The organism is Stenotrophomonas sp. STEN035 (assembly GCF_056759935.1).
This window is the reverse complement of sequence record NZ_JBRRDY010000007.1, coordinates 24,814-47,914: the sequence shown is the minus strand read 5'-3', so window position 1 is coordinate 47,914 and position 23,101 is coordinate 24,814. Positions and strand designations below refer to the sequence as shown.

Annotated in this window: 27 protein-coding genes and 1 pseudogene; 20 read left to right on the top strand and 8 right to left on the bottom strand. The window is 60.5% G+C overall.

Annotated features, from left to right (window positions below):
* Nucleotides 1-26: 26 nt before the first annotated feature.
* From ACVOLL_RS05330 to ACVOLL_RS05295, 8 genes are all read left to right on the top strand, one after another.
* A complete protein-coding gene (locus tag ACVOLL_RS05330; RefSeq protein ID WP_481511945.1) occupies nucleotides 27-182 on the top strand; it encodes a hypothetical protein in 156 nt (51 codons plus the stop codon).
* Nucleotides 179-379, top strand: a complete 201-nt coding sequence (locus tag ACVOLL_RS05325) for a hypothetical protein (protein WP_481511944.1) — start codon at nucleotides 179-181, stop codon at nucleotides 377-379. The genes ACVOLL_RS05330 and ACVOLL_RS05325 overlap by 4 nt, the downstream gene beginning before the upstream one ends.
* Complete coding sequence (locus ACVOLL_RS05320) at nucleotides 372-1,703, top strand: replication initiation factor domain-containing protein (RefSeq protein WP_481511943.1); 1,332 nt, start codon at nucleotides 372-374, stop codon at nucleotides 1,701-1,703. The genes ACVOLL_RS05325 and ACVOLL_RS05320 overlap by 8 nt, the downstream gene beginning before the upstream one ends.
* Complete coding sequence (locus ACVOLL_RS05315; protein ID WP_481511942.1) at nucleotides 1,690-1,983, top strand: single-stranded DNA-binding protein; 294 nt, start codon at nucleotides 1,690-1,692, stop codon at nucleotides 1,981-1,983. Before ACVOLL_RS05320 ends, ACVOLL_RS05315 begins: the two co-directional genes overlap by 14 nt.
* A 253-nt stretch (nucleotides 1,984-2,236) precedes the next feature.
* The gene (locus ACVOLL_RS05310; RefSeq protein WP_481511941.1) at nucleotides 2,237-2,479 is read left to right on the top strand and encodes a hypothetical protein; all 243 of its coding nucleotides are present in this window, start codon (nucleotides 2,237-2,239) and stop codon (nucleotides 2,477-2,479) included.
* A gap of 125 nt (nucleotides 2,480-2,604) precedes the next feature.
* Nucleotides 2,605-3,963 (top strand): hypothetical protein, encoded by a 1,359-nt coding sequence (locus ACVOLL_RS05305; protein WP_481511940.1) that lies wholly within the window; start codon nucleotides 2,605-2,607, stop codon nucleotides 3,961-3,963.
* Nucleotides 3,963-4,292 carry a DUF2523 family protein gene (locus ACVOLL_RS05300; RefSeq protein ID WP_481511939.1) on the top strand — a complete coding sequence of 110 codons (330 nt, stop codon included), beginning with the start codon at nucleotides 3,963-3,965 and terminating at the stop codon, nucleotides 4,290-4,292. Before ACVOLL_RS05305 ends, ACVOLL_RS05300 begins: the two co-directional genes overlap by 1 nt.
* Nucleotide 4,293: 1 nt before the next feature.
* Nucleotides 4,294-5,655: a zonular occludens toxin domain-containing protein gene (locus ACVOLL_RS05295; protein ID WP_481511938.1), complete on the top strand. Its 1,362-nt coding sequence runs from the start codon at nucleotides 4,294-4,296 to the stop codon at nucleotides 5,653-5,655.
* A 535-nt stretch (nucleotides 5,656-6,190) separates the two neighbouring features.
* Here the strand turns inward: ACVOLL_RS05295 and ACVOLL_RS05290 are convergent.
* Nucleotides 6,191-6,577, bottom strand: a complete 387-nt coding sequence (locus ACVOLL_RS05290) for a DUF3653 domain-containing protein (RefSeq protein WP_481511937.1) — start codon at nucleotides 6,575-6,577, stop codon at nucleotides 6,191-6,193.
* Nucleotides 6,578-6,701: 124 nt separating this feature from the next.
* A pseudogene (locus ACVOLL_RS05285) lies at nucleotides 6,702-7,028 on the bottom strand (DUF3693 domain-containing protein); the annotation flags it as partial.
* A gap of 136 nt (nucleotides 7,029-7,164) precedes the next feature.
* Here ACVOLL_RS05285 and ACVOLL_RS05280 point away from each other — a divergent pair.
* The 12 genes from ACVOLL_RS05280 (at nucleotide 7,165) to ACVOLL_RS05225 (ending at nucleotide 17,504) form a co-directional block, all read left to right on the top strand.
* On the top strand, nucleotides 7,165-7,332 hold the full coding sequence (locus ACVOLL_RS05280; RefSeq protein WP_481511936.1) for a hypothetical protein: 168 nt from the start codon (nucleotides 7,165-7,167) through the stop codon (nucleotides 7,330-7,332).
* The gene (locus tag ACVOLL_RS05275; protein ID WP_481511935.1) at nucleotides 7,325-7,894 is read left to right on the top strand and encodes a hypothetical protein; all 570 of its coding nucleotides are present in this window, start codon (nucleotides 7,325-7,327) and stop codon (nucleotides 7,892-7,894) included. The genes ACVOLL_RS05280 and ACVOLL_RS05275 overlap by 8 nt, the downstream gene beginning before the upstream one ends.
* Nucleotides 7,891-8,100 carry a hypothetical protein gene (locus ACVOLL_RS05270; protein ID WP_481511934.1) on the top strand — a complete coding sequence of 70 codons (210 nt, stop codon included), beginning with the start codon at nucleotides 7,891-7,893 and terminating at the stop codon, nucleotides 8,098-8,100. The genes ACVOLL_RS05275 and ACVOLL_RS05270 overlap by 4 nt, the downstream gene beginning before the upstream one ends.
* Nucleotides 8,097-8,225, top strand: coding sequence for a hypothetical protein (locus tag ACVOLL_RS05265; protein ID WP_481511933.1), 129 nt, complete (start codon nucleotides 8,097-8,099; stop codon nucleotides 8,223-8,225). The genes ACVOLL_RS05270 and ACVOLL_RS05265 overlap by 4 nt, the downstream gene beginning before the upstream one ends.
* Nucleotides 8,215-8,841, top strand: a complete 627-nt coding sequence (locus ACVOLL_RS05260) for a rolling circle replication-associated protein (protein ID WP_481511932.1) — start codon at nucleotides 8,215-8,217, stop codon at nucleotides 8,839-8,841. Before ACVOLL_RS05265 ends, ACVOLL_RS05260 begins: the two co-directional genes overlap by 11 nt.
* A 169-nt stretch (nucleotides 8,842-9,010) precedes the next feature.
* Nucleotides 9,011-9,307, top strand: coding sequence for a hypothetical protein (locus ACVOLL_RS05255; RefSeq protein ID WP_481511931.1), 297 nt, complete (start codon nucleotides 9,011-9,013; stop codon nucleotides 9,305-9,307).
* A gap of 218 nt (nucleotides 9,308-9,525) precedes the next feature.
* Nucleotides 9,526-9,759, top strand: a complete 234-nt coding sequence (locus tag ACVOLL_RS05250) for a major capsid protein (protein WP_481511930.1) — start codon at nucleotides 9,526-9,528, stop codon at nucleotides 9,757-9,759.
* A 538-nt stretch (nucleotides 9,760-10,297) separates the two neighbouring features.
* Nucleotides 10,298-11,365 carry a virulence factor TspB C-terminal domain-related protein gene (locus ACVOLL_RS05245; protein ID WP_481511929.1) on the top strand — a complete coding sequence of 356 codons (1,068 nt, stop codon included), beginning with the start codon at nucleotides 10,298-10,300 and terminating at the stop codon, nucleotides 11,363-11,365.
* The gene (locus ACVOLL_RS05240) at nucleotides 11,366-11,749 is read left to right on the top strand and encodes a DUF2523 family protein (protein WP_481511928.1); all 384 of its coding nucleotides are present in this window, start codon (nucleotides 11,366-11,368) and stop codon (nucleotides 11,747-11,749) included.
* The gene (locus ACVOLL_RS05235; protein WP_481511927.1) at nucleotides 11,749-12,918 is read left to right on the top strand and encodes a zonular occludens toxin domain-containing protein; all 1,170 of its coding nucleotides are present in this window, start codon (nucleotides 11,749-11,751) and stop codon (nucleotides 12,916-12,918) included. Before ACVOLL_RS05240 ends, ACVOLL_RS05235 begins: the two co-directional genes overlap by 1 nt.
* Nucleotides 12,915-13,577, top strand: coding sequence for a TraX family protein (locus ACVOLL_RS05230; protein WP_481511926.1), 663 nt, complete (start codon nucleotides 12,915-12,917; stop codon nucleotides 13,575-13,577). The genes ACVOLL_RS05235 and ACVOLL_RS05230 overlap by 4 nt, the downstream gene beginning before the upstream one ends.
* Before the next feature lie 1,869 nt (nucleotides 13,578-15,446).
* On the top strand, nucleotides 15,447-17,504 hold the full coding sequence (locus ACVOLL_RS05225) for a TonB-dependent siderophore receptor (RefSeq protein WP_481511925.1): 2,058 nt from the start codon (nucleotides 15,447-15,449) through the stop codon (nucleotides 17,502-17,504).
* A gap of 166 nt (nucleotides 17,505-17,670) precedes the next feature.
* Here the strand turns inward: ACVOLL_RS05225 and ACVOLL_RS05220 are convergent, their stop codons facing one another.
* The 6 genes from ACVOLL_RS05220 to lolA form a co-directional block, all read right to left on the bottom strand.
* Nucleotides 17,671-18,366, bottom strand: coding sequence for a copper homeostasis protein CutC (locus tag ACVOLL_RS05220; protein ID WP_481512025.1), 696 nt, complete (start codon nucleotides 18,364-18,366; stop codon nucleotides 17,671-17,673).
* Between the two features lie 38 nt (nucleotides 18,367-18,404).
* Complete coding sequence (locus ACVOLL_RS05215) at nucleotides 18,405-19,412, bottom strand: glycosylasparaginase (RefSeq protein ID WP_481511924.1); 1,008 nt, start codon at nucleotides 19,410-19,412, stop codon at nucleotides 18,405-18,407.
* Nucleotides 19,413-19,434: 22 nt separating this feature from the next.
* Entirely contained in the window at nucleotides 19,435-20,424 is a 990-nt protein-coding gene (locus tag ACVOLL_RS05210; protein WP_481511923.1) for a glucokinase, read from the bottom strand.
* Between the two features lie 146 nt (nucleotides 20,425-20,570).
* The gene (gene crcB, locus ACVOLL_RS05205) at nucleotides 20,571-20,957 is read right to left on the bottom strand and encodes a fluoride efflux transporter CrcB (RefSeq protein WP_481511922.1); all 387 of its coding nucleotides are present in this window, start codon (nucleotides 20,955-20,957) and stop codon (nucleotides 20,571-20,573) included.
* Between the two features lie 36 nt (nucleotides 20,958-20,993).
* Nucleotides 20,994-22,289, bottom strand: a complete 1,296-nt coding sequence (locus ACVOLL_RS05200) for a replication-associated recombination protein A (protein WP_481511921.1) — start codon at nucleotides 22,287-22,289, stop codon at nucleotides 20,994-20,996.
* Nucleotides 22,290-22,414: 125 nt separating this feature from the next.
* The gene (lolA, locus tag ACVOLL_RS05195; RefSeq protein ID WP_481511920.1) at nucleotides 22,415-23,053 is read right to left on the bottom strand and encodes an outer membrane lipoprotein periplasmic chaperone LolA; all 639 of its coding nucleotides are present in this window, start codon (nucleotides 23,051-23,053) and stop codon (nucleotides 22,415-22,417) included.
* Between the last annotated feature and the right edge of the window lie 48 nt (nucleotides 23,054-23,101).

Genomic DNA, 23,101 nt, shown 5'->3' with positions numbered 1-23,101 from the left:
TTCCAGGGTAGGGGAGGGGATACGGCATGATCGCCGCTCTGCTGCTTATCGCACTGACGTACATCGCGGTGGGTCTTGCCCGCTTGTACATCTGGTCGCTGAACTACACCGCTGCCGGCCTTGAAGCCGGTTACCGCGCCGAAGAACTGGTTGCCCAGGCACGTGCGGAGGTACGCCGATGAGCCGCCCGACCGATACCGAGCGCGGCGCCCGCATCGCACTGAGCTACGCCCAGGCGATGTTGTCGGCTGCTGATGGCGCCGACCTGTTCCCCGTGCGTCTGAGCCCCAAGCAGCGCCAGTTGTGGATGGGTATTGCCCGCGTGTCGCAGGAGCACCTGGCTGAGTGCAAGGCAATGCGGGAGGTGCGCCGTGGCTGATGGCGGGCAACTCGGGCGACTCCCCTCGTCTAACAGGGGAGTCAGTCGTTCAGGTAGCAGCGATGCCCGCCGCGAGGCATTGGCCCGTGGCCGTGAACGCCGTGGCCCTGCCGAATCGGAACTCCGCAAGGCGGCGGAATCTCCCTCCCGCACCTGGGCGGGCATCGACTGGTTGGCCGGCTCGGTGGATCTGTGGGACCTGCTGGACGCCTGCGGCTGGCGCGCCAAGACGCGCAGTATCAGCGGCGACGTGGGCGACCTGATGAGTATGGATGGGCTGGCCACCTACCTGCGTGCGTTCGGGCCAAAGCCTAAGGACGAAACCGAAGCGGGGGAGGGCGGCGAACTGGTAACGGGCCGTCGTGTGCCGTTCGTGCCCGCAGATGCGGTGATCGTGAGCATCGTCCAGGCGGCATTCCAGTACCTGTTTGCAGGTAGCGGATTGACGCTTGGCGTCGATGCAGGGCCGGGTTCGTTCTATGCCTACAAGTTCTCCCTGACCAACGTGTGGGGCGATTTCGCAGGCTCCATCGAAGTCGGTGGCCAGCTCACCCAGCGCAAGGGCGGAAGGCCCTCACTGCGCTTTGAATTGACAGGTCTTGGGTGCGGCCTATTCGAGCAGCGGGGCGACGTGAGCGCAGACCACGCGCAGCGGTGGTGCGCGCTTGGAGCGAAGCTCCAACACGTCGGCACGATGCTCACACGAGTGGATACGGCGTTCGATGACTTCGATGGCGTGCGCAACCTCGCCTTGGTGCGTGCGATGTATGAGGTGGGCGAGTTCGATTACAGCTTCGGCGGTGAGCGGAAGCGCCCCAAGCGCAAGGAGTTCATCAGCTCCGGCGACGGCGATACGTTCTACGTAGGCCAGTCCAGCAGTGAAAAGCAGCTGCGCGTGTACGAGAAGGGCAAGCAGCTTGGTGACCCGGATAGCCCGTGGGTGCGCTGGGAAATGCAGATGCGCAGCAGCACGCGTAAGCGCATTTCGCTGGACGTGCTGAACAACCCGTTGGACTACATGCGCGGGGCCTATGCGTGTCTGGACTTCGTTGCCTGCTGCGTTGCGCGACTGGTGGTCACTGAGGAAGTGACCAAGGCGACGTTCAAGTCGGTGATGCGCCATGCCAAGCGCATGTATGGCGCTAGCTTCAACCAGGTGATGCACCTGGCACCTACGCCAGAGCATTTCATGGATTTCATGGAGTTCATGCGGACCGACAAGGTTCCGAAGTGGGCGAAAACGGGGCGTCCAACCTGGGCGGACGTTACCGGCCCTTTTCAATGCCCAGATGATCTAGAGGACAACAGCCATGGCGCTGAATGAAGAAATCATCGTTGAGATTTTCCCCGGCTCGGTTGATGAGCGGTCGGGTACGTTCAAGAACGACGCGGGCGAAAACGTGGAATACACCACCCGCAAGCAGGGCGCGAAGCTGGAAACCATGGGCTTCGTGTACCCGTACGAAGTGCGCCTGGACAAGGGGCAACCCGCGTTCCCGCCGGGCCGCTATCGCATGGTCACCGGCAAGATGCTGACGGTGAACAAGGGCGTTCACAACTTCAGCAAGTTCGCTGTGCTGGAACCGGCTCCGAAGGGGGCCTAAGCATGTCTGGTCCCACTCTCTACCTTGCATGCAACGCAGAAGACTACGTTGTCGAGACGGGGGAGTGTGTCCAGCCCTACTACGCCTTGCCGCCCAGTTTCATCCCGTACCTGTCCTATCAAGATGGATTTCTCATTGGAGGGGCAATTGCGGGTGTGTGGGCGCTAGGCGTGGGGTTTCGGCTGTTGGTCAGAACAGCCGATGCCGCAAGACCGTAGTTCAACCACAACCAACCAACGAAAGGGGATACCCAATGAAGATTCGCAATCAGATCAAGAAGTACGGCGCTCACGTGAAGAGCGGTTACGGCAAGGCCGCTGCGGTCGTCGGCAGCGCGTTGTTCTCCGGCATGGCCATGGCACAGAGCGCGGGTCTCGGTGCCGACGCACTGACCGAGGTGTCGGCGATCAAGTCCGACGTGAGCGCCATCCTGAAGGTGCTGGTCGGCGTGGTGTTCCTGCTGGTCGCCTGGATGTACCTGAAGCGGGCGAAGTAAGCCGCATCGGGTCGATCAAGGGGGCGGGGTGGCCCCCTCTTCATTTCAGCAGAGGGGAAGGTTATGGATGGCTATTGGGTAATCATCGCGCTGCTCGGCGCGCTCTGGCTGGCGTTTGAGAAGGTATGAACCTCGCGCGTATCTTTGCCACTGCGCTTGCGCGTCGAGCGGCTGCGGTCATTGTGGTGTTTCTTCTCGCTGCGTTGGGTGTTGGTCATGCACGAGCTCAGGCTTCGTGCAATTTCCCCACCGAGTCTCAGGCCTATGCCGCTGCGCTGGATGCTGCAAAGAGGTGCGCCGCGCAGAGGGGGGCGGGCTGGTCGCCGCGCACGTACAAGAGTTCTCATCATGTATGCGCTGGTCAGTGGAACGGTGATGCGGCATACAGTCTTGGCGGGTATGCAGGGTGTAACGGAATCGGTGCTTCGTATACGTGGGGTTCCGGCGGCTCATGCTCTGACCGGCCCATCATCAACAATGCCGCGTTCTACGGTGGAACCTTCTGCAGTCAGGGTTGTGCTTACGAACCCGATGATGTGCCCAATAACCCTAACGCCATTACTTTCGGAATTAGCGATAAGTCGATCACGCAAGCAAAGCGGCTGCGGCCTACAGGCGGAACTTGTGAGTCGCTGCCTAATGATCCGATTCAGCCCAAGGATGATGTCTGCGTTCAGCAGGGTACGTTGACGCAATGCGTTACTCAGGATGGAAGAAGTTGCGCCGTGAGTAGCACCGGCAAATCCTTCTGCTGGGATCCCAGCGAACGTGGCACCAAGACCAGTGGTAACGAAGCCGCGACCAAAACGGACGCGGGCAAACCGCCCACAATGCCGCCTGTTCCACCTAAGAACGGTGGCGAGTGGGAGAACAAAGGTCAGGCCAACGTTTCCATCACCAATAACACTACGAACACCACGAACAATTACACCACCAATAACTGGCAATCCAGCTACGGCAGCGCGGGTTCTGGCGCGGCTGGAGGCGGCGCTCAGGGCGAAGGCAATGCAGGCTCTGGTGACGGCTCCGGCAAGGGTGATGGCGAAGGTGAGGGCGAGGGCAACAACGACCACGGCAGCGTCGGTGGTGGCGGTACGTGTACCCAGGGCTTTACGTGTACCGGTGGCGATCCGGTGCTGTGCGCGATCGCCCAGCAGCAGTTCATGGCGCGTTGTGAGGCTGAGAAGCGGGCTGGCGAGGGCGCAGCAGGTGCCGGTGATTTCCCAGGCGGTGGGGGTGACGGTGATCCAGACCCGAAGGATTTCAACAAGACCGTGACGGTCGGAGTTTCGATGATTGACCAGGGCGGGCTGGGTCTGTCGGGTCAATGTCCGCGCTTTGAAGGTGCGAGCACTAGTTGGGGTGATTTCTCGTTTGATGATGAATCTTGGTGCGAGGTCCTGAGCACGGCACGCACGTGCCTGCTCTTCATTGGGGCCTTCGTGGCGCTCGGCATTCTGATGGGGTGGGGAGGTAAGGACTGATGTGGGATACGCTGAAATCGATGCTGGTGGGGTATGCAGGGCATTTTCTGGCACTGCTTAAGACCGCTGCATCTCTTATCGTCGCGCGGGTCCTGGCCGCGTTTGGGCTGACGTGGGTCACATACGTCCAGGTGTTACCCGAGGTAAAGGATTTTGTCCGGGGCTACATGACGGGTCTTACCGGCAATGTTGCGCAGCTGGCCGGCGCCATGGGCGTTGATGTGTTTATTGTCATGGTGCTGAGCGCATGCGTGGCCAAGTACGGCATGCGTGCGTTCCTCGTCGGTATTGACCAGCTCCAGAAGATGATCGGCAACGCCGGGGGTTGACATGTATTTCCAGTTCACCGGGCAACCTGGTCATGGCAAAACCGTCCTGGCCATCGAGCGCGCCCTGGCCATGAAGGCCAAGGCCGACAAGCTCCATGCAGAGGATCCATCAAAGCACCCGCTGCGCGAGCTGTACGTGTGCAACGTGCGTGATTTCAACCACGGCGCAGCTAATGCGTTGCCGCTGTCGCCGGAAGAACTCAAGGGCTGGGCAGACCATCCCGACTACCTGGCGCGCATTGCCGAGTTCAAGGGCTCGGCAGCCTACCTGGGCGCGGGTGGCGTTAGAGAGCGCGAAGAGGTGTTCCAGGCATTCTTGGAAACGCCGGAAATGCTGATGCTGTCCAATGAGCGCATCAATCCGGCGTTTGAGAATGCCATCATCCTGGTGGATGAGGCTTACGAGAGCGGGATGTTTCCACGCCGGCCTGCAGGCCGGTTCCTGCCGCGCCACGTCGAGCGCGTTGCCAAGCACCGGCATTTCGGCATTGATTTCATCATGGTGTGCCAGTCGCCAAAGAAGCAGATTGACGATTTCCTGCACGACCTGATCGAAGAGCACTATCACATTCGCCGTCGCTTCGGCTTGCCGTTGGTCCACGTGAAGCGCTGGGATCGATTCGAGCCCAACCCGGATAAGGCAGTTCCGCTCACCAACACCAGGCGTAAATACCCTACGCGGGTGTTCAAGCTGTACACGTCGACCAAGTACGACACCAGCGAGAAGCGCGTTCCCTGGTACTACTGGGTGGCCATTGCCCTGGTTGCCTGGACACTGGGCGCCATCTACTTCGCGAAGGACCGAATCGACAGCAGAATGGCCGGAACCCCGACAGGGGAGGCCGCAGCGAAGGCCCAAGGAGCCGACGGAGCGCGAGCGACGGGGGCGACGATGGGCCGTAGTGAAGGCCGACGGGACAGGGGCACCGCCCAGGACTACGTCGCATCGTTTTCGCCGCGTGTACCGGCGCAACCGTGGTCAGCACCGGCCTATGACGCCCTCAACGTGCCAGGAGAGCCGCCGCGTGTGTTTTGCATGGTCGCTGGCCCTGGCAATGATGCCCAGGGCAACGCACGCGAGCTGAGCTGTGGTTGCAAGACGGAGCAGGGCACGCGTTATGAGATGGATTTTGATACCTGCGCAGCTATCGCACGTCATGGCCAGTACGAACCGTTCTTGCCGCGGCGCGATCGCAATAACCAGGAGAAGGTTGAGCAGCCGAAAACGGCTGCTACGGCGGCCTCCGGCACACCTGGTGCGGCCATCGGCCGGGTCAATCGGGCGCTAGGGACGTTCCCGGAAAATGAGCCGTACAAGGTCGAAAGCTACAGCACTATCCAAACCCGCCCCGGCTTTATGTGACACGTCACGAAAATAGGCGGTATTTTTCCCCTGTGTGATCGCGGCTCATGTCCAGCAAGGAGCCCGGGTATGTACAGGGGGATTCTTTTTGTGTTGTTGATGGGGACGACGGCGGGCGCATCAGCTCAGCAGGTTTTTAAGTGCGTCGTGCCCGGTAAGCCGGTGTCGTATCAATCACAGCCTTGCCCTGGGCAAGCTGTCAGGGCTTGGGATGCGGTTCCGGATCCTGATAACCCCTATCTACGCGCCAGGCTGGCACAGATGGATCAGGAGGTGAGGCAGCGCCGGGCCGCACAACGCCCTTACGTGGCGTCTACTGTTGGTGGCGGTGGTTACTCGGGGTCGAGGGGTTCAGCCCGTTCGATTTCAACCACAGGTTCCGCGACTTGCGAGGGTGCCAAGCAACACCGGGCAGCTGTCTATAACGCTGCTGGTCACCGTCGATCTTTTGCGTTGTCCAGGGCGATGGACGACGCCGTGTACAACGCCTGCAAGTAGCTGGGGTGTAGGGGCGGGCAGCCCCTACGGAGACGCTTCACCCGCGCCGATGGCGTGAAGGCCCACGGGTAGCCCGGACCACCGTTGCCCGGTCGGCGAACCTCGCGCCAGCCACTCCCGATGACCGCTGTTCTTGCCGGCGTCGGAGCACGTCCTGCAACCGGATCACGTGGCCACCTGGCATGCCGATTCCCGAAACCCTTGTGCTGCAGGGGTTTTCAGGGTGTCCCGATCGAGGATTAGGATCTCTGGCCGCGGCCATCATCGATCGCCATTCCCGCGCGATGTTGCAGGTTAGCGACCACCAGGTCATATCCTCGGGATAGAGGGTGTGACCCTCGGGGGTCCACATGTGGCCGCCTTGGAAACCGAAACCGGCCCAAGGGCCGGTCAGTTCGATGCGTTCGTGCGGGTCGTGCTTCATGCTTCGATCTCGTCCTTGCGTGGTGGACGTTGAGGCAAGCAGGAAGTGATCCAGAGCCAGACCCAGCGGAGCCGGCCATACGCAATTGCGCATAATGTATAAACGGTGCAGCCGAAACACCTGTTTCTGACGCTTGTACCTGGGCAGGGGAGGCGAGGCCGACCCCGATCACTAGGGCCATCGCAACTGCGCCAAGCTTTTGCGCAATCTGCTCCCAACGCGTCTTAGCTTCGCCCTCTGTTCGCGCTGCTTGGGCTATCGCGAGCCATTTGTCCGCGTTCTCTCCGGCCATCCTCGCTAGTGCCAACACGTCGCCATCTGTTGGCACCTTCTTTCCTGATTTCCAGTTCGTTATCAGCTGCTTGGAGCGATCCAAGCGTTCGCTGATATCCGTGTAGGTGGCTCCAGTTCGCTTGCGTGCCGCTTCGATCAGGTCAGCGATGGTTTCCATTTGTATTCCCGTGGGTTGACTTTCGTTTCCCCATCAGGATACTTCGGACTTGTATTCCGCAGGGGATACGCCCGCCCCCCGCCGCCCTAGACGGGGTGAGCGGGTTCTAGGGCACTAGGGCAGGGGAGTTGGGGCAATGCCAACAATCATTTCACTGGTTTTAATAGCCGCCGCAATGGCGGTTATCTGCGGGCTGATCCGCGCGGCCGATGCCTTCCTCAAGATGCGCACCACTGCGCGCACTCGCCATTTCCGCGATGAGCAGTTCGTCGCCCAAGCGGCTGCGGAGGTGCGCAATGTCTGACCTGGTTGCCGCGTTGTTCGCACGCCGTGACAGCGTCTACAAGAGCTTTCCTGCTGCTGATGTCTACGACATCGATAGGGATGCTCGCACCTGGCCGGGTGGTACTCCTGTTGTTGCGCATCCGCCTTGCCGTGGCTGGGGCCGCCTTCGGCAATTCGCCAAGGTACGCCCGGATGAACTCGACCTGGGCCGCTGGGCGGTTCAGCAAGTGCGCACCTTCGGTGGTGTGCTTGAGCATCCAGCAGAAAGCACGCTGTTTAATGAGTGCCGCATGCCGCATCCTGGCGAGTTTCCGGACGCTTTTGGTGGCTGGACGCTTGAGATTGAGCAGTTCCATTTCGGCCATCGCGCTGAAAAGCGCACCTGGCTGTACATCGTTGGTTGTGCGCCCGATCAGCTTCCAGCCATACCGCGGCGCGAGGGTCGCCCGACGCATTGCGTGCGCCCGACGAAGAATGGGCTGCGCCTTCCATCCATCGGCAAGGCAGAGCGCGAGCATACGCCGGCATCGCTGGCAGCCTGGCTCGTTGAGCTGGCCCGCAAATGCGAGTGTCGCCAATGAGCCGCACATCGGACACCGAACGCGGCGCGCACATCGCGCTAAAGCACGCAGACGGCGTGCTTTCCTCGGCAAATGGCGCTGACCTATTCCCGATCAAATTGACGCCGAAACAGCGGCAGCTCTGGCTCAGCATCAAACGTGTTTCGCAAGAGCACCTGGATGAATGTCGCGCAGCGCGTACCGCGTTGAAAGGCGGCTTGCAATGAAGCTGTTTGAGCTGATCGAAGTCAAGAAGAAAGCAAAGACCGAAGAAGAGCGCCGCGAGTTCGACCGACTGATTGAGGAACGAATCAGATGGATCGGCTCAGCGGGGCAGGGCGATGGACCATGAACGCTCACTTCCCGAACAGCCCCTGCTATCAGTGCGGGGGGAGCTTCCAGAAACTCCAAGCGTTGGATGCTCGACTGACCTGCTGCACGTCATGCGGTCTGTTGATCACCAAGCAGCCGGATATGCCGAGCTACTACAGCGCATCCCGTGGCAACAGTTCTGGACACTCACGTTCCGCGTCAGCAAAACAGGCCGCAACGGCGGCATGCACGAGGAAGCGGCTGATAAAGCGTTCCGCTACTTCGTCAGTTGCATTAACCGTGAAATCTACGGCCCCAAGTGGTCCACGCGTTGGCATGGCGGCATCCAGTGGGCACGCGGTCAAGAGTTCCACCGCGACGGTCGCTTGCACTTCCACGCTGTCACAGCAACTGCAACTGACGATATCAACCGGCTCATGTCGCGCTACGAATGGCACGAGTTCTGGTACCGGGAATTTGGACGCAATCGCATCGAAGCACCGCGTAGCCAGCTAGACATCACCGGCTATGTGTCGAAGTACGTAACAAAGGGCGGGACAGTCGATTTCAGCAAGAACTTTGGGGCATGGCAGCCACCAGGAATCGACTACACCCGCCGACCAGAGCAAGACGGCCTGATCCAGCCGAACCAGTAACACCGGATCACCGGGCGGACTGATGCAAGCATCGCGCAACGGGTCAACAAGCTGCTTTCTCCATCGCCTCCGTGGGGGGTAAGGGGGGACATAGCTTGACCCCACAGTACCGCCCGAACTTTGCCGCAATGCCAAACGAAGCCAATCAATCAACCAAGAGAGAAAACACATGAACGCTCCGAAGATCACGATCAAGTCCGAAGTGCAGACCCGTCACGTCACGACCTCAAAGGGCATGCAGAAGGCGATCTATAGCCAGCAGGCGACGTTGGAAACTGAAGAAATGCGTATCCAAGTGGAAGTTGAGGTTGATGGCCTCGACAAGGGCTATCAGGTTGGTTCTGTGAAGGAATGGGATGTCGTCAAGGACCTGGTGCCTGGTCGCTTCGGCATCGAGCTTGCTCGCCGCATGACGCTGATCGATCCGGCTGGCAGCACCAAGCCGCAACCGCGGGCGGCGGCATAACCCATGGCCGTGCTGATCCCCGCCTGTCGAGAAGCCGATTTGAGCCCGGCAGCGGGGACGTGCGCGGAAGTTATCTGGATCCCTCAGCCGTCACTACTGCCGGAACTGACGGTTGAGGGGGCCCACACCATCGGGGGCAGCATCGCGCTGCTGTGGGCTACAGCGTACGTGTTCCGGCTCGTTCGCAAACATCTCCAACAGTCCTAGGAGGACTACACATGAAGAAGAAGTTCCTTACCGCTCTCAAGGGCAAATTTCCTGCACTGGCCGGTGTGGGCGCAGCGTCTGTCGCGGCCGGTAGCGCGTTGGCCAGTGGTAGCGGTGGCGTTGATGTGGGGCCGGTCGTCACCGCGATCCAAGGCGCTGCTGCTCCCATTGCCAGTATCGGTGCTGCGGTGCTGGTGGTGATGGTCGGCATCAAGGTCTACAAGTGGGTGCGTCGCGCGATGTAACCACCTGGGCGGGCAGGGCCGATACCCTCCCGCCCAACTTATAGAGGTGTGTGATGGAAGGTTGGATTGTGCTGGGCGCGTGGGTCGTCGCGCTGATGATCATTTTCGTGGATTTTGACTGATGCGGTGGTTCGCTCGCATCTTCGCCAATGCGCTTGCGCGTCGTGTCGCTGTTCTAGTTGTCGCGAGTTTATTGGCGTGGGTGGGAATTGGTACTGCGCGTGCGCAGTCATCTTGCAGCTTTGCCACCGAGGGTGAGGCATACGCAGCGGCGGCAGATGCTGCTCAGCGTTGTGCAACTGCCAAAGGGCCGGGATGGTCGCCCAAAACCACGCGGTTCAACCACAACATTTGTGCCGGCCAATGGCAAGGCGTTGCACAGACTAATGGTGGAGAGGCTGGCTGCGCTGGAATCCAAGCATCGTTCACTTGGGGGGCAGGCGGAGGCTGTTCGTCTCGCCCCGCTCAGTCAACGCTATTCCTGCCTCCAGGTGGTTCTACCCGTTGCAATAACGGGTGCGAAGCGAAATACACATGGATGGGTGCTGATTCTCAGGGTCGCGAGACGACCATGGTCAATTTTACGGGGGCTGTCTGTAATCCCAGTAAAGGAAAGGAAGAGTGCAACGCGAAAAACGGAGGGGGCTCGACGCCGCCAACCTGGGTTTGGAATGGTTACCTGGGCGTCTGTCAGCCCATCAACACTGAGTGTCCGGCAGGGCAATCATCAACGCCTGATGGCAAGTGCAAGAGCAATGACGAATGCCCTGTCACGCACGTCTTGAACTCTTCTGGCGTATGCGTAAAGAAGGATGAGGATTGTGCCGCGGGAACTATTCGTGGTCTTGACGGCATGTGCAAGCAAGATGACGAGACCGACAAGAGCAAATGTGGTAGTGGCATGGCAAAGGGCAAAGACGGAACCTGCAAGATTGACGCTAACAACGATGGCATACCTGATTCCGATCAAGACCCTAACGACGACAAGAACAACAAGGATGGCAAGCAGTTCTCCGGCGGCGATAACTGCAATGTCCCTCCCACTTGCTCCGGTGATCCAATCATGTGCGGTCAAGCGCGGATTCAGTGGCGCATAGATTGCAACACTCGTAGAAACACGAACATTGCTGGTGGCATGTGTGGAAGCATGCCTGTGTGCACGGGCGAGAGCTGCAAGGCCATGGAGCATGCGCAGCTGATCATGCAATGGCGTACTGCTTGCGCTGTAGAAGAGTTAGCGCGAAAAGGCCTAAACGGCGACGGTGAGGGGCAGGGTACGACCCCTGTGCCTGACACCTCCGGCGTCGGCGATAGCGCGTTGGAATCTGCTTTAGGGGTGAACGGCGAAGGAGAGCCAGGAGACGCTTTTACTGACGGCTCTGAGGGAGGTCAGGAAGGCGGTATTCCCGGTGCGGATGGATTGGATGACAGCGGTTTTGGCTGGTCGCGCAGTTGTCCCTCTCCTCCATCCATTGATTTGATGGGTCAATCGATCACGTTCAATCTCGGACCGTTCTGCAATTGGATGGCGCTAGGCGGCTGGCTTGTCATGATCATGGCCGCTCTACTTTCACTTCGCATCATGTCTTCAGCTGGGAGCGCATAAATGCCTGCATGGCTTGCTGCATTGGTGCCGACGATTCTGGCTGCAATCGGCCAGGCGTTCCGAGCTTTCTGGCCTCAGGTCATTCGCGGCCTAGGCTGGTTGTTCAAAAGCAGGCTCGGTTTGTTCATCAGTTCTGCCTTTGTTTGGCTTGGTATCAACTTCGGAACGATCAAGCTGGTCATTGAGCCGACGCTAAATCAGCTGAAACAATTCTCACAGTCTGGTGCACCTGGTGGGGAGTTGGGAGCCGTCGCTGTGCAATGGGCTGGCATGCTCAACCTTGATCGCGCGATCACCATGATCATATCGGCCATTGTTGCCAAGCACGCGATCATGCAAGGGCGATTGTTCCTCTTTAAACGCGGCTTTGGAGCTACTCCGTAATGCCTATAGAACTGTTCACCGGTCTACCTGGCAATGGCAAGACGCTGCTGATGGTAGAGCGTCTGATGAAGGAATCTGAGGCCGCAGCACGTCCAATCATTGCAGCGGGGATCGACGGATTGCTCGACGGCGTGGCCACAATCTTGGATGATCCGCGGAAGTGGAACGATCACGACCCGAATGGCGATCCGACTTGTGATTGCCACGGTGATGGCAAGCTTCACGCGCATCGCATCCCCGATGGATCATTGATTTTTGTCGATGAAGCTTGGAAGTGGTTCGGTCACCTTCAAGACGCAACGCGGCAATCGACACCTGCGCACGTCCTGGCATTGGCTGAGCACCGGCATCGTGGTATCGATTTCGTGTGGACGACGCAGATGCCGGTGCAGCTGTTTCCGTTTGCTCGCTCGCTCATACAGAATCACCATCATGTGGTGCGTCGTTTTGGCACGCAGTTAATCGACGTCTACACCTGGCAAGAGCTTTGCGAAGATGTGAAGTCACTGCCGAAGCGAGATGCAGCGATAAAGAAAACCCGAATGCTTCCTAAAGAGTATTTCGGCAACTACAAGAGCGCCACGCTACACACGATCAAAAGGAAGATCCCGTTCCGCGTGCTGATGTTGCCGGTCTTGTTGGTAGCTGGTGTGTTAGCGGCGTATTTCGCCTACGCGTGGCTGAAACCCGAACATATGGCCAAGAAGTACGGCGGCGCGAGCTCGAACTCGGCGCAAGCCGAGTCGAGCCAAGCCGCAGGCATGGGGCAGGGGAGTGAGAAAAAGGAAAAACGCTTTCGCGATAGCGCGGACTATACAAAGCAACATCTGCCCCGTTTCGGCACGATGCCGTGGACAGCAGAAGTTTTCGATGGAAGAGATGTGGTTTCTGATCCCCGTTTGTTCTGCATGTCCAGCAATCCCGGTCCGGATAGCACGGGTAAGCACATCGACCACACCTGCACTTGCATTACGGAGCAGGGCAGCTACTACGAGCTGGACATTCATACCTGCCGGTTCGTTGCGCGTCGTGGTGAGCCGTACAACCCCTACAGGCAGCAATTTGAGCGCGACGGCGCCAACCGGATGGAGTCGGTGGCAACAAGTCCGGAGCGGGTCGCGCAGCCAGTACCTGGCGTTTCTATTTCTGCACCGAAGAGCGCGCTATGAGCAGTTCGGGCCGCGAACTATTGAAGTGGATCGCCTTGGTGCTTATGACTGGCGATCACGCGGTAAAAGTGCTGGCGGGCGGCTACGTGCCTGTGGTGTCCGAACTTGGGCGTTTGGCATTCCCGATCTTCGCGTTGGTCATGGCGTACAACCTGGCACAGCCGGGTGCTGATTATGCGAAATCAACTAAACGGCTCGCGATGTGGGGTCTCATTGCCCAACCGGTGCACGCCTGGGCCTTCGGTCACTGGTTGCCGTTGAATGTGTTGCTGACGTTCGCGCTGGCCGCTGCATGCTGTTGGAGTCTCCAGAATCGACGCTGGGGCGTCTTGGTGTTGCTTGTAGGGCCTTTGCCATTGTTCGTTGACTACCAGTGGGCTGGCATCGTTCTGGTAGCCGCGTGGTGGTGGTTCTTCAAGTCGCCGAATGTTGTCCGTGGCAATGGCACGATCTGGGTTGCAGTCGGTCGGTTCTGGCTGGCTGTCGCTGCTTTCGCACCGTTGTGCGTGTACAACAGCAATCCGTGGGCCTTCGCGGCGCTGCCGCTGATCCTCTGGGTGGCTGATCCGGTTCGTAGGTTGCCGGTCGTCAGGCGGACGCGGCTGGGGTTCTATGCTTACTACGTGGTTCACTTGGCATTGCTTGCCTTTATTTCGTGATGAATCACGAAATTAGCAAGGGTCATGCGGTAGATCTCGCCAACCGCCTTCGATTCGCTCAAACCGTCGGCCTTGAATGCAACGTTGTCCTTGGATTAGTGGGGCTCTTGGTGCATAGCGTGGCTGCGGCTCTACCGTTATGTGCCGTTGTAGCTCAGCCAATTCCCTTGCCGTTTCTGCCTGCGTTTCGGCTTCCCAGCGTTTCAGCTCGGCCTTAAAGCGAGCTTCTTCCCTTGCTGTCATCGGTCGCGTGAGTTCCGCCGATATTGCCGCTGCCTGGCGCCGGGCGTTCCATTCGATCAACCCCATGGCAATTAGAATCAAGGCTGCAGCGCAGAGCGCTATTTTCAACCACATGGCTGAGTCGTTCTCTGGTCGGCGGGTCGGCCCTCTGTAGCTCCGTGGCCTGAATTCCAGATCGGTCACTTCGACCTTTTTCCCCAGTTTTGGTTCTTCTCGATCCATGAATCCCCCTGATTTTTTCCTGCCCGGATTGTAGCCGGGGTGTAGGGGCAGGGCCCCTACGTTGGCGTTTCACCCGCGCCGGTGTCGGGTAGGCCCTCTGGTAGCCCGGACTACCGTTGCTCGGTCGGCGAACCTTGCGTGCTCAACCCCGGCCGACTGCTCTAATTTTCGGCGCCGCAGAACGTCCTGCAGGAAAATCACCTTGGAATCGCTTGTGCTGCAAGGGTTTCCGGAAACCACCGATCGACAAACACCAGGTCTTCCGGCTTCCATCATCAAGCGCCATTCCCGAGCGATATTGCAGGTCAGCGACCACCAGACCATATCTTCTGGATAGAGCGTGTGGCCCTCAGGCGTCCACATATGTCCGGCCTGAAAACCGAAACCGGCCCAAGGGCCGGTCAGTTCGATACGTTCGTGCGGGTCATGCTTCATGCCTCAATTTCCCCCGAATCCTTAGGAGGCCGGGATGGTAGGTGAGAAGAGATCCAGAGCCACACCCATCGGAGCCGGCCCATCAGCCATTTCGCATAATGTATATTATGTAAAATAAATTGCCGGGTTAGGATGCCACTGCGTTCACGTCAAGTGGCAGCCTCGTTGATCACGAACAGTACTGTGCTCTGTCTGCCGATGCTGCATCGGCAGCCTCTGGAACCCCATAGTGATCGTCAAGGCGTCTTGGTGCCAGATCTGCGCTTCGAAGAGTCCGTTTCTCGCCAGATCTGGTGTGCTTGAGCCTGCGCAGACACTCAGATTTGGCGAAGCTCCATGAGCTTGGTTTCGGCGTGTCGTTCATCCCTCGAGCATCGATAGCGAGTGAGGCGAATTAAGTGACGCATCATTAAATCGATTGTCGCTCGTGCTACAGGCAGACCCCTGGCTATTCGTGTGAACTTGGAGTCGCTGGTATTGGCGACAAAGCGCGCGACACGTGTTCGCACTGTTCTTTGTCAAACGACGCCGCTGTTTGCGCGCCTTCGTTCGCTCCGTGTCTGTGGCTTGCCGTGATCCAAAGGGGTGAAGTGCACCATTTGGTTCTAACACGGTGCAGGAATTCCTAAATTTAGTGATTCGTCACTTTATGGCCGATTGGGGCCGCGCATTATCTATTCGCAGCGTCACCACACCTGCGAACGACGCCTGCCATTGGGCCAGCGGTTGCCCTTCGCCATGTCCATGCCTGTCGCACGCCATTACATGAGATATTGAAATTAAGACTCATTCGCAATAGCATCGCGGCCAAACCTCTACTGGCAGGCCGCCGCCGCCCTGCCCCTGAATGTGTCTCCTGCCAAGGCCACCTCCTTGCTGCCTCGTCTTTTGCCCGCGCGTCTGCCGCGTCACTCCGTCCTGTACATCTGCCTTTCCGCCGCCTGCTTGAATGTGCAGGCCCAAACCGCAGTGCCCAACCCCGTCACCCAGGTCGCCAAGGAGGCAACTGAACTCGACACCGTGCGGGTGAAAGGTGAGCGCCTGGGCTTGAACCTCAACCTGGATGCCAGCGCCGGCGCGCTGGGCACCAAACGACTGCTGGACACGCCGTTCTCGGTAACCGTGGTCGAGCAGGAAGACATTGAGAAGCGCGGCGCCACCACACTGGGCGATGTCTTCATCAATGACCCCTCGGTTTACGCAGCCGAGCCTTCGGCAACGACTGCTTGGTGGGGCACGCAGATCCGAGGCATCGGCGTCAGCAACCACTATGTGGATGGCGTGCCGATGTTGATGGAATGGGGTGGCGAGTATCCGCTCGAAGCCGTCGAATCGGTGCAGGCATTGAAGGGGCTCGGCGGCTTCATGTACGGCTTTGGCTCGCCCGGCGGCATCATCAGCTACCGCAGCAAGCGGCCGACCAGTGCCCCGATGCTCTCCACGACGCTGGGTTGGCGCAACGACAGCGCATGGTCCGCCCGCGTTGACGCCAGCACCCGCGCCAACGGCCCGGATTCATTTGGTGTCCGCGTCAACCTGGCCAAGGACGGCGGCGACGCCTACAACGGCGCAGGACTGGACCGCGAAGTCATTGCGATAGCCGTGGAGCAGCCCATCGGAGAGGCGCTGGTATGGCACGCCGAAGTGCTACGTGAGGACAACAAGCTCAAGCACGAGCCGATGTACTTCTACTGGGACAGCTACCAGGGCGACCGCCTACCCCGCCCCAGCTACGACTACGAGAACGTTCGCGTCCGCAATTCCTACTACCAAGCGAAGACCACCAACACCACCACCGGCCTGCAATGGCGTGTGAGCGAGGATTGGAACGTGGATTTCACCATTGGCGGCAGCCGACGCGAGCACTACTCCAACAAGATGTTCGGCAACCTGCTCAATGAGGCGGGTGACTACGAGGGCAGCGTCTACAACTTTGGCGCCGATCTTCGTAGCAGCGTTGCCCAGGTGCTGGTCACCGGCAGCGTCGACACCGGAACGATACGCCATGAACTGGTGTTCGGCACTGCGATGCAGCGCAGTTGGGACCGTTGGAGCAATGAGTTCTACTGGAGCAATGACTTCTCGGGCAATCTTTACCAGCGACAGGATTTCATCTCGTACCACGTTCCGGATTTCAGCTTCGCTGCGGTGAGCTCGGATGAGAGGCAGAAGTCGGTGTTCGCCAGCGACACCCTGCACTTCGGCGAGAAATGGCAGGCGATACTCGGTGCGCGCTATGTCGATTACGAACAGCGCGACAAGGACGGCGACCCGACCGTGGATTCGGGTTACGCCACCTCTGCACTTACACCAACGCTGGCATTGATCTACAAGCCGGTGGAAGCGGTATCGATCTACGGCAGCTACGTGGAGTCGCTGGAGTCTGGCGGACGCGTTGGCTTCGACAGCGAGCCACCTTACGCCAATGCCGGCCAGGTGCTGGACGCCACCATCAGCAAGCAATACGAGATCGGTGCCAAGTACCAGAGCGGCAGGCTCGGATTCACTACCGCTGCATTCCGCGTTGAACGCGGCGCGAAGATCGACCAATGGCGTGATGGCCAGCGCTACCTGGTGCAGGACGGTCTCACCCTGTACCGCGGCTTCGAGGCGATCGCCAGCTACGGCGTGACCGACAGTCTGGATATCGGGCTGGGCGGTCTGTGGCTGGACGCCAGTCTGGAAGATCTTGCACCGGAGAACGCTGCGCTGCGCGGCAACCGCCCGGCGGGTTCGGCGCCGCGTAGCTACGTCGCCAACTTCGACTACCGCCCTGCCCTGCTGACCGGCTTCAGCCTGCACGGCACGGTGCGCTATTCCGGCGAGCAGTATTACGAAGATGCCAACCGCATCCTCATTCCAGGGCGCACGATTACCGACCTCGGCTTCCAGTACCGCACCACGCTGGCAGGTCGTGACGCCACGCTGACCGGCAACATCAACAACGTGTTCAACCGCAGGTATTGGAACCTGGACATGCTTGGCGAAGCACGGAACGCTTCCCTGGATCTACGCATCGACTGGTAACCCGCGACGCGATGCTCGTGCTCGAGCAGGCATTGCGTATTACCTGGTACAAAAACCCGGGACGATGGTTACGGGCTGCGGCGTCTGTGTGTGGGACCTTCAGGCTGTCGATCACCCATTAAAGTGACTCACCACTTTAATCGGCAGCCATCGAACAAAGACTTCCTCAGCCCAGCTGATCCAAGGCCTCACGCAACGCGCTGACCGCGCTGCTTTCTGTTTGAATCCAATCGTTGTCCAAGCCCTGCAAGGCAGGGTTCTGGTAGCGCATGGCGGACTGTCGCCGCGCCTTGGCCGAAGCATGCAGCTGCAGGCAGCCAGTCTGTCGGACGACGTTGGCGATGTTCTGGGCATTCAGGCCTGCGCCGGCCATCAAGTCCAAGCGTGTTCCGGCCTGTTCCGCCAGATTGGCCAGCACAGCACTGCCTTCAGCAGCACTGGCGTGGCCACCGGAGCTGAGGATGCGTTTGATCCCGAGCTCAACTACCTGCTCCAGCGCAGCAGGCAGGTCGCGGGCGGCATCGAAGGCGCGATGGAAGGTGATATCCATTGGCCCGGCCGCGCTCACCAGTTCACGGCATAGCGGCATGTCGATCTCGGCGTCAGCGGTTAGTGCGCCAATCACCACGCCATCGCAGCCCAGCTGCCGACAATGCGCGATGTCGCGCAGCATGATCTCTGCTTCCACGCTTCCGTAGTGAAAGTCACCAGAACGCGGGCGTATCAATACGAACAACGGGATCTGCAGCTGCTCGCGTGCAACCGCGATGCTGCCAGACGATGGCGTTGTGCCGCCTTGTTCCAGATTCTCGAACAATTCAATGCGATTGGCGCCGCCTTGTTGTGCTGCCACGGCCGACATCGCCGAGTTGCAGGCGATCTCCAGCAGATACGTCGAACTCACGCCTGCGTGCTCGTGTAAACCGATGCCGATTCAAGCAAGGCATCCTGCTTGCTGCTGTCGCATACCGCGTAGACGAAGCCCTTGTGCAGCGCATACGCGCCCACTTCACCGCTGCGGTTCATTGCCAGGAAGCAGACCTGCAAGGTGCGGCTGGCTTCCGGGCGCTTGCGCACCACCCGCTGGATGGCTTCGCGGCAGGCGTCGGCCGGTGAGCGGCCTTGTCGCATCAGCTCCACCACCAGGAACGAAGCCGCATTACGGATCATCTCCTCGCCCATGCCGGAGGCCGTGGCGGCGCCCACTTCGTTGTCCACGTACAAGCCAGCGCCGATGATCGGGCTGTCGCCAACGCGCCCGTGCATCTTGAACGCCATGCCGCTGGTGGTGCAGGCACCGGCCATCTGCCCCTTGGCGTCGATGGCGATCATCCCCAGCGTGTCGTGGTTGTCCTTGTCACCGGGAATGCCACGCCGCTCGGCGTTGATCTGCGGCGCGTAGTGTTCGGTCTTCAGCCACTCGCGCCAAGCCTTTTCCGCTTCCGGAGTGAGCAGGTTCTGGCGTTCGAAGCCTTGTTGCACGGCGAACTGTTGAGCGCCCTCGCCTACCAACATGACGTGCGGCGTCTTTTCCATCACCGCCCGGGCGACGGAGATCGGGTGCAGGATGTCGACCAATGCCGCCACCGATCCGCAACGCCCGTCGCCAGCCATGATGCTGGCATCCAGGCTCAACACGCCATCGCGATCCGGATTGCCGCAGTGGCCGACAGTTGGATTGCAGAGATCGCTTTCGGCCCAGCGGGCGCCGGCTTCCACCGCATCCAGTGCGCTGCCGCCAGCGGCCAACACCTTCCATGCGGCCTGGTTGGCGCCGACGCCGAAATCCCAAGTTGATACCACGCGCGCGCCGCTTGCAGCCATTGGCGATGCCAGCAACCCCGGCGCCGCGCTGCCCAATACGCCAATAAGCGCGGACGACTGCAGGAATTGTCTGCGGGTACTCATGCCTGGGTTCTCCTAAGTTGTGTCAGCGTGCTGCGAGTTTGTCCACGTGCCAAGCCAGGGCGCCGAGTACACCAAGCTCACCGTGCTCAACACGCCAGACCGGTACGTGCCGCAGCGCCTGCGACAAGCGGTCCTTGGCAAGGAAACGTTGCTGGAAGCCGCCGGCATGCAATGGGCCACTCAAATGGCCCGTGATGCCGCCGGTCAGGTAAACCGCGCGGGCGCCAAAGGTCAGTGCCAGATCGCCCGCCAGGCTGCCCAGCCATGCGCAGAACACCTCGATGCTTTCTGCCGCCAACGGGTCTGCGTCGCTAGCGGCTGCTGCGACCAGATCAGCGGGACTACGCCATTGCGGCGTACTGCCACGCAGCTCGCACAAGCTGGTGTAGAGCGTCACCAAGCCCGGACCGGACAGGATCCGCTCGTTGTCGATGTGCGTGTAGTGCCGCGACAGCAGACGCAATACGTCCTGCTCCAGTGCCGTGGAGCCAGCCAGTGCCGCGTGCCCGGCTTCACTGGCGAGTACCGAGGGACTTCCGCCGGGCAGGTACACGGCGACGCCCAAGCCGGTGCCGGGTCCGAGCACCACCGCCGGACCTGGCACCACCTGGGAGGGATCACCGCAGATCAGGTGCAGCGAATCGGCCTCGGCATGTGCCATCGCTTGGGCGACGGCGACAAAGTCATTGATCAACTCCAGCGTGTGCATGCCCGATTCACGGCGGGTTGCCGCCAGCGATACCGGCCACGCCAGGTTGGTATTGAGCAGGGTGTCGCCGTCACCATCAAGGACGCCGGCGATGGCGACGACCGCGTGTGCGATCGGCGGTGCATCAGTTTCGCGCACCAACCAATCCGCGTAGTCGCGCAGGATAGCGGCAAGGCTGGGGTGTTCGGCACAGGTGTACTTGCGGAAACCCCGGACGCTCAACGCGCTGGAACTGTCCAGTCGGGTCCAGCCCAGACGTGCATAAGTGCCGCCGACATCCGCGCCGATGATGGCGTTGCCCAATTCAGAATCCTGGATTGCTTCGCTGCGAGCCGCGTCATCCGACGCTGGTCTGCTCATTCGTGTGCCCGCTTTTGCTGCATATCCAGAAAACGCTCAATTTGTGGTGGGCGCATGATGCGGTATCGACTGCGGCATTGAAAGCGGGCTCAAGTCAGGTGGCGCAACGCGCGCCAGGTCCACCAGCCCAGGGCGGTCATCGACAGTGAGCCGCCCAGATGCAGGCCGATCATGACCAGTCCCCAGCCCAACTGTTGGCGTTGCAGCAAGTACACCACTTCGGCGGAGAACGTCGAAAACGTGGTCAAACCGCCGAGCAGTCCGGTGACCACGAACAGTCGCCATTGTGGTGACAACTCAGGTCGGGTGGCAAAAAAAGCCAGCGCCAGACCGATGACGTAGCCACCGAGCAGATTGGCGGTGAGCGTCCCCAGCGGCACGGTGTTGTGTAGCGGGTTCAGCCAAAGGCTCAGCGCATAGCGCAGCCAAGCACCGAGTGCCGCGCCAACGCCGATGGCCAGGAAGGAAAGCCACATGGGTTCAAGCTCCGGGCACGGGTTGGCGGGTGACGGTCATTTGCGCTGTGCGCGGGCCTGTTCACGGGCGGTGCGCAGGCGGTCAAGTTTGTCTTTCAACTTGATCTCCAGCCCGCGCTCCACCGGCTTGTAATAGACCTGTTCGCCCATCTCATCCGGGAACGCGGTCTGGTCCAGCGCAATGCCGCCTTCGACATCGTGGTCGTACTGGTAGCCCTGACCGTAGCCCAGCGTCTTCATCAAACGGGTGGGTGCGTTGCGCAGGTGCATCGGCACCGGCTGGGTGCCGTACTTGGCGATATCGGCACGGGCCGCGTGCAGCGACATATAGGCGGCGTTGGATTTGGCGGTGCTGGCCAGATACACGACCAGATTGGACAGGGCGATATCGCCTTCCGGTGCGCCGATGCGGTCATAGGCGTTCCAGACATTGATCGCCATTTCCAGCGCACGTGGATCTGCCAGGCCGACGTCTTCCACCGCCATGATGGTCAGCCGGCGCAGCAGATAGGACGGATCGCAGCCACCATCGAGCATGCGTGCCAGCCAGTAGATGGCGCCGTCCGGGTTGGAGCTGCGCACCGACTTGTGCAGTGCCGATATCTGGTCGTAGAACTGCTCGCCGTTCTTGTCAAAGCGGCGGGTGCGGTCGGCCAGCACCTGCAGCAGGGTTTCCGGGGTGATTTCACCGCCCTCGCCTGCAGCCAGTTCTGCGGCGATTTCCAGTAGGGTCAGGGCGCGGCGCACGTCGCCATCGGCGGCCCTTGCGATTTCCAGCAACGACTCGGCCGAGACCGTGATTTCCTGCTCACCCAGCCCGCGCTCCTTGTCGTCCAAGGCCCGCTGCAGCGCTTCCACCACGTCTTCGGGCGAGACCGACTCCAGCACGTGCACGCGGCAACGCGACAGCAGTGCCGAGTTCAACTCGAACGATGGATTTTCGGTGGTCGCGCCGACAAAAATGATCGTGCCGCGCTCGATGTGCGGCAGGAAGGCATCCTGCTGCGCCTTGTTGAAACGGTGTACTTCGTCGACGAACAACACGGTGCGGCGCCCGTCGGCGAAACGATGTGCGGCTTCGGCCAGCACCTGGCGGACATCCGGCAGACCAGACAGCACTGCCGAAATCGCCTTGAACTCGGCATCGGCGTATTGCGCCAGCAACAAGGCCAGCGTGGTCTTGCCGCAGCCCGGCGGGCCCCACAGGATCATCGAATGCACGCGCCCGGATTCGACCGCGCGGCGCAGTGCCGTGTTGGGTGCGAGCAAGCGCTTCTGGCCGACCATCTCGTCCAGCGCACGCGGGCGCATGCGCTCGGCAAGCGGACGCATATTGTCCCGGTCCGCTGTTAGCAGGTCGGCGGGAGCTTCATCAAGAAAGATATTTCGGGATCTGGCCACGCCCGCATTCTAGCAGCGTGGCCGCCCTGCCCCGGCCTCGAAAGCCCGGCTTGGATTCAGCGGTCGCCGACCACGTCGACGTCCTTGCCCGGCACGAAGCGGAAGGTGCCGGCAGCAAAGCTCGGGTTCTTCTTCCAGCCGCTGAAGCTGATGATGGTGCGCTGGCCGACCGCGTCGGTCAGCTCCATCCGCGACAGCGCGCCACCGGCGAAGCCCAGTGCGGCGACATCGAAGCTGGCCTGGGTATCGCGCTTGGGGGTGAGCGAGAGCCACTGCATGCCGTCGCGCGGCGCGGCTTCTTCGCTGATGTCGTACTGCTGTTCCAGCAGTGCCGGGTTGATCAGCGCGGTGAGCGGATTGTTCTGCTCCTCGGTGCCCTGCGGGCTGACCCGGGCCTGCTCCAGGTCCGGCTCGTAAACCCACAGCTTGCTGCCGTCAGCGATGATCAGCTGCGGATGCGGGCGGGTGTATTCCCAGCGGAACTGACGCGGTGCCGACAACGCAACACGGCCGCTGGACGACTCCTTGACCCGGCCACGCTGATCCACCACCTGCTGCGCAAATTGGCCATCAAGGCCGCGCAGGCCGCTGGTGAAGGACTTCAGGTCGTCGCGGGCGCCGGCACGGGCATCCGCAGCAAGGCCGGCACAAGCCAGGGCAACAGCAAGAACGGAGTGGCGCAGGAATGCAGTCATGGCGGCTTGGGATAGTTGTGTCGTTGGTGAGGCAGAGTCTGCCTCTTT

Excerpts from the sequence above, each read along its gene's own strand:
- ACVOLL_RS05255 (WP_481511931.1), top strand. The coding sequence starts at position 9,011 with ATGAACGCTCCGAAGATCACGATCAAGTCCGAAGTGCAGACCCGTCAC.
- ACVOLL_RS05215 (WP_481511924.1), bottom strand. The coding sequence starts at position 19,412 with ATGAGTACCCGCAGACAATTCCTGCAGTCGTCCGCGCTTATTGGCGTA.
- ACVOLL_RS05300 (WP_481511939.1), top strand. The coding sequence starts at position 3,963 with ATGTGGGATACGCTGAAATCGATGCTGGTGGGGTATGCAGGGCATTTT.
- ACVOLL_RS05240 (WP_481511928.1), top strand. The coding sequence starts at position 11,366 with ATGCCTGCATGGCTTGCTGCATTGGTGCCGACGATTCTGGCTGCAATC.
- ACVOLL_RS05280 (WP_481511936.1), top strand. The coding sequence starts at position 7,165 with ATGCCAACAATCATTTCACTGGTTTTAATAGCCGCCGCAATGGCGGTT.
- lolA (WP_481511920.1), bottom strand. The coding sequence starts at position 23,053 with ATGACTGCATTCCTGCGCCACTCCGTTCTTGCTGTTGCCCTGGCTTGT.
- ACVOLL_RS05270 (WP_481511934.1), top strand. The coding sequence starts at position 7,891 with ATGAGCCGCACATCGGACACCGAACGCGGCGCGCACATCGCGCTAAAG.
- ACVOLL_RS05230 (WP_481511926.1), top strand. The coding sequence starts at position 12,915 with ATGAGCAGTTCGGGCCGCGAACTATTGAAGTGGATCGCCTTGGTGCTT.
- ACVOLL_RS05200 (WP_481511921.1), bottom strand. The coding sequence starts at position 22,289 with ATGCGTCCGCTTGCCGAGCGCATGCGCCCGCGTGCGCTGGACGAGATG.
- ACVOLL_RS05265 (WP_481511933.1), top strand. The coding sequence starts at position 8,097 with ATGAAGCTGTTTGAGCTGATCGAAGTCAAGAAGAAAGCAAAGACCGAA.
- ACVOLL_RS05305 (WP_481511940.1), top strand. The coding sequence starts at position 2,605 with ATGAACCTCGCGCGTATCTTTGCCACTGCGCTTGCGCGTCGAGCGGCT.
- ACVOLL_RS05315 (WP_481511942.1), top strand. The coding sequence starts at position 1,690 with ATGGCGCTGAATGAAGAAATCATCGTTGAGATTTTCCCCGGCTCGGTT.
- ACVOLL_RS05235 (WP_481511927.1), top strand. The coding sequence starts at position 11,749 with ATGCCTATAGAACTGTTCACCGGTCTACCTGGCAATGGCAAGACGCTG.
- ACVOLL_RS05330 (WP_481511945.1), top strand. The coding sequence starts at position 27 with ATGATCGCCGCTCTGCTGCTTATCGCACTGACGTACATCGCGGTGGGT.
- ACVOLL_RS05290 (WP_481511937.1), bottom strand. The coding sequence starts at position 6,577 with ATGAAGCACGACCCGCACGAACGCATCGAACTGACCGGCCCTTGGGCC.
- ACVOLL_RS05220 (WP_481512025.1), bottom strand. The coding sequence starts at position 18,366 with ATGTCGGCCGTGGCAGCACAACAAGGCGGCGCCAATCGCATTGAATTG.
- ACVOLL_RS05250 (WP_481511930.1), top strand. The coding sequence starts at position 9,526 with ATGAAGAAGAAGTTCCTTACCGCTCTCAAGGGCAAATTTCCTGCACTG.
- ACVOLL_RS05325 (WP_481511944.1), top strand. The coding sequence starts at position 179 with ATGAGCCGCCCGACCGATACCGAGCGCGGCGCCCGCATCGCACTGAGC.
- ACVOLL_RS05295 (WP_481511938.1), top strand. The coding sequence starts at position 4,294 with ATGTATTTCCAGTTCACCGGGCAACCTGGTCATGGCAAAACCGTCCTG.
- ACVOLL_RS05275 (WP_481511935.1), top strand. The coding sequence starts at position 7,325 with ATGTCTGACCTGGTTGCCGCGTTGTTCGCACGCCGTGACAGCGTCTAC.
- ACVOLL_RS05260 (WP_481511932.1), top strand. The coding sequence starts at position 8,215 with ATGGACCATGAACGCTCACTTCCCGAACAGCCCCTGCTATCAGTGCGG.
- ACVOLL_RS05245 (WP_481511929.1), top strand. The coding sequence starts at position 10,298 with ATGGGTGCTGATTCTCAGGGTCGCGAGACGACCATGGTCAATTTTACG.
- ACVOLL_RS05310 (WP_481511941.1), top strand. The coding sequence starts at position 2,237 with ATGAAGATTCGCAATCAGATCAAGAAGTACGGCGCTCACGTGAAGAGC.
- crcB (WP_481511922.1), bottom strand. The coding sequence starts at position 20,957 with ATGTGGCTTTCCTTCCTGGCCATCGGCGTTGGCGCGGCACTCGGTGCT.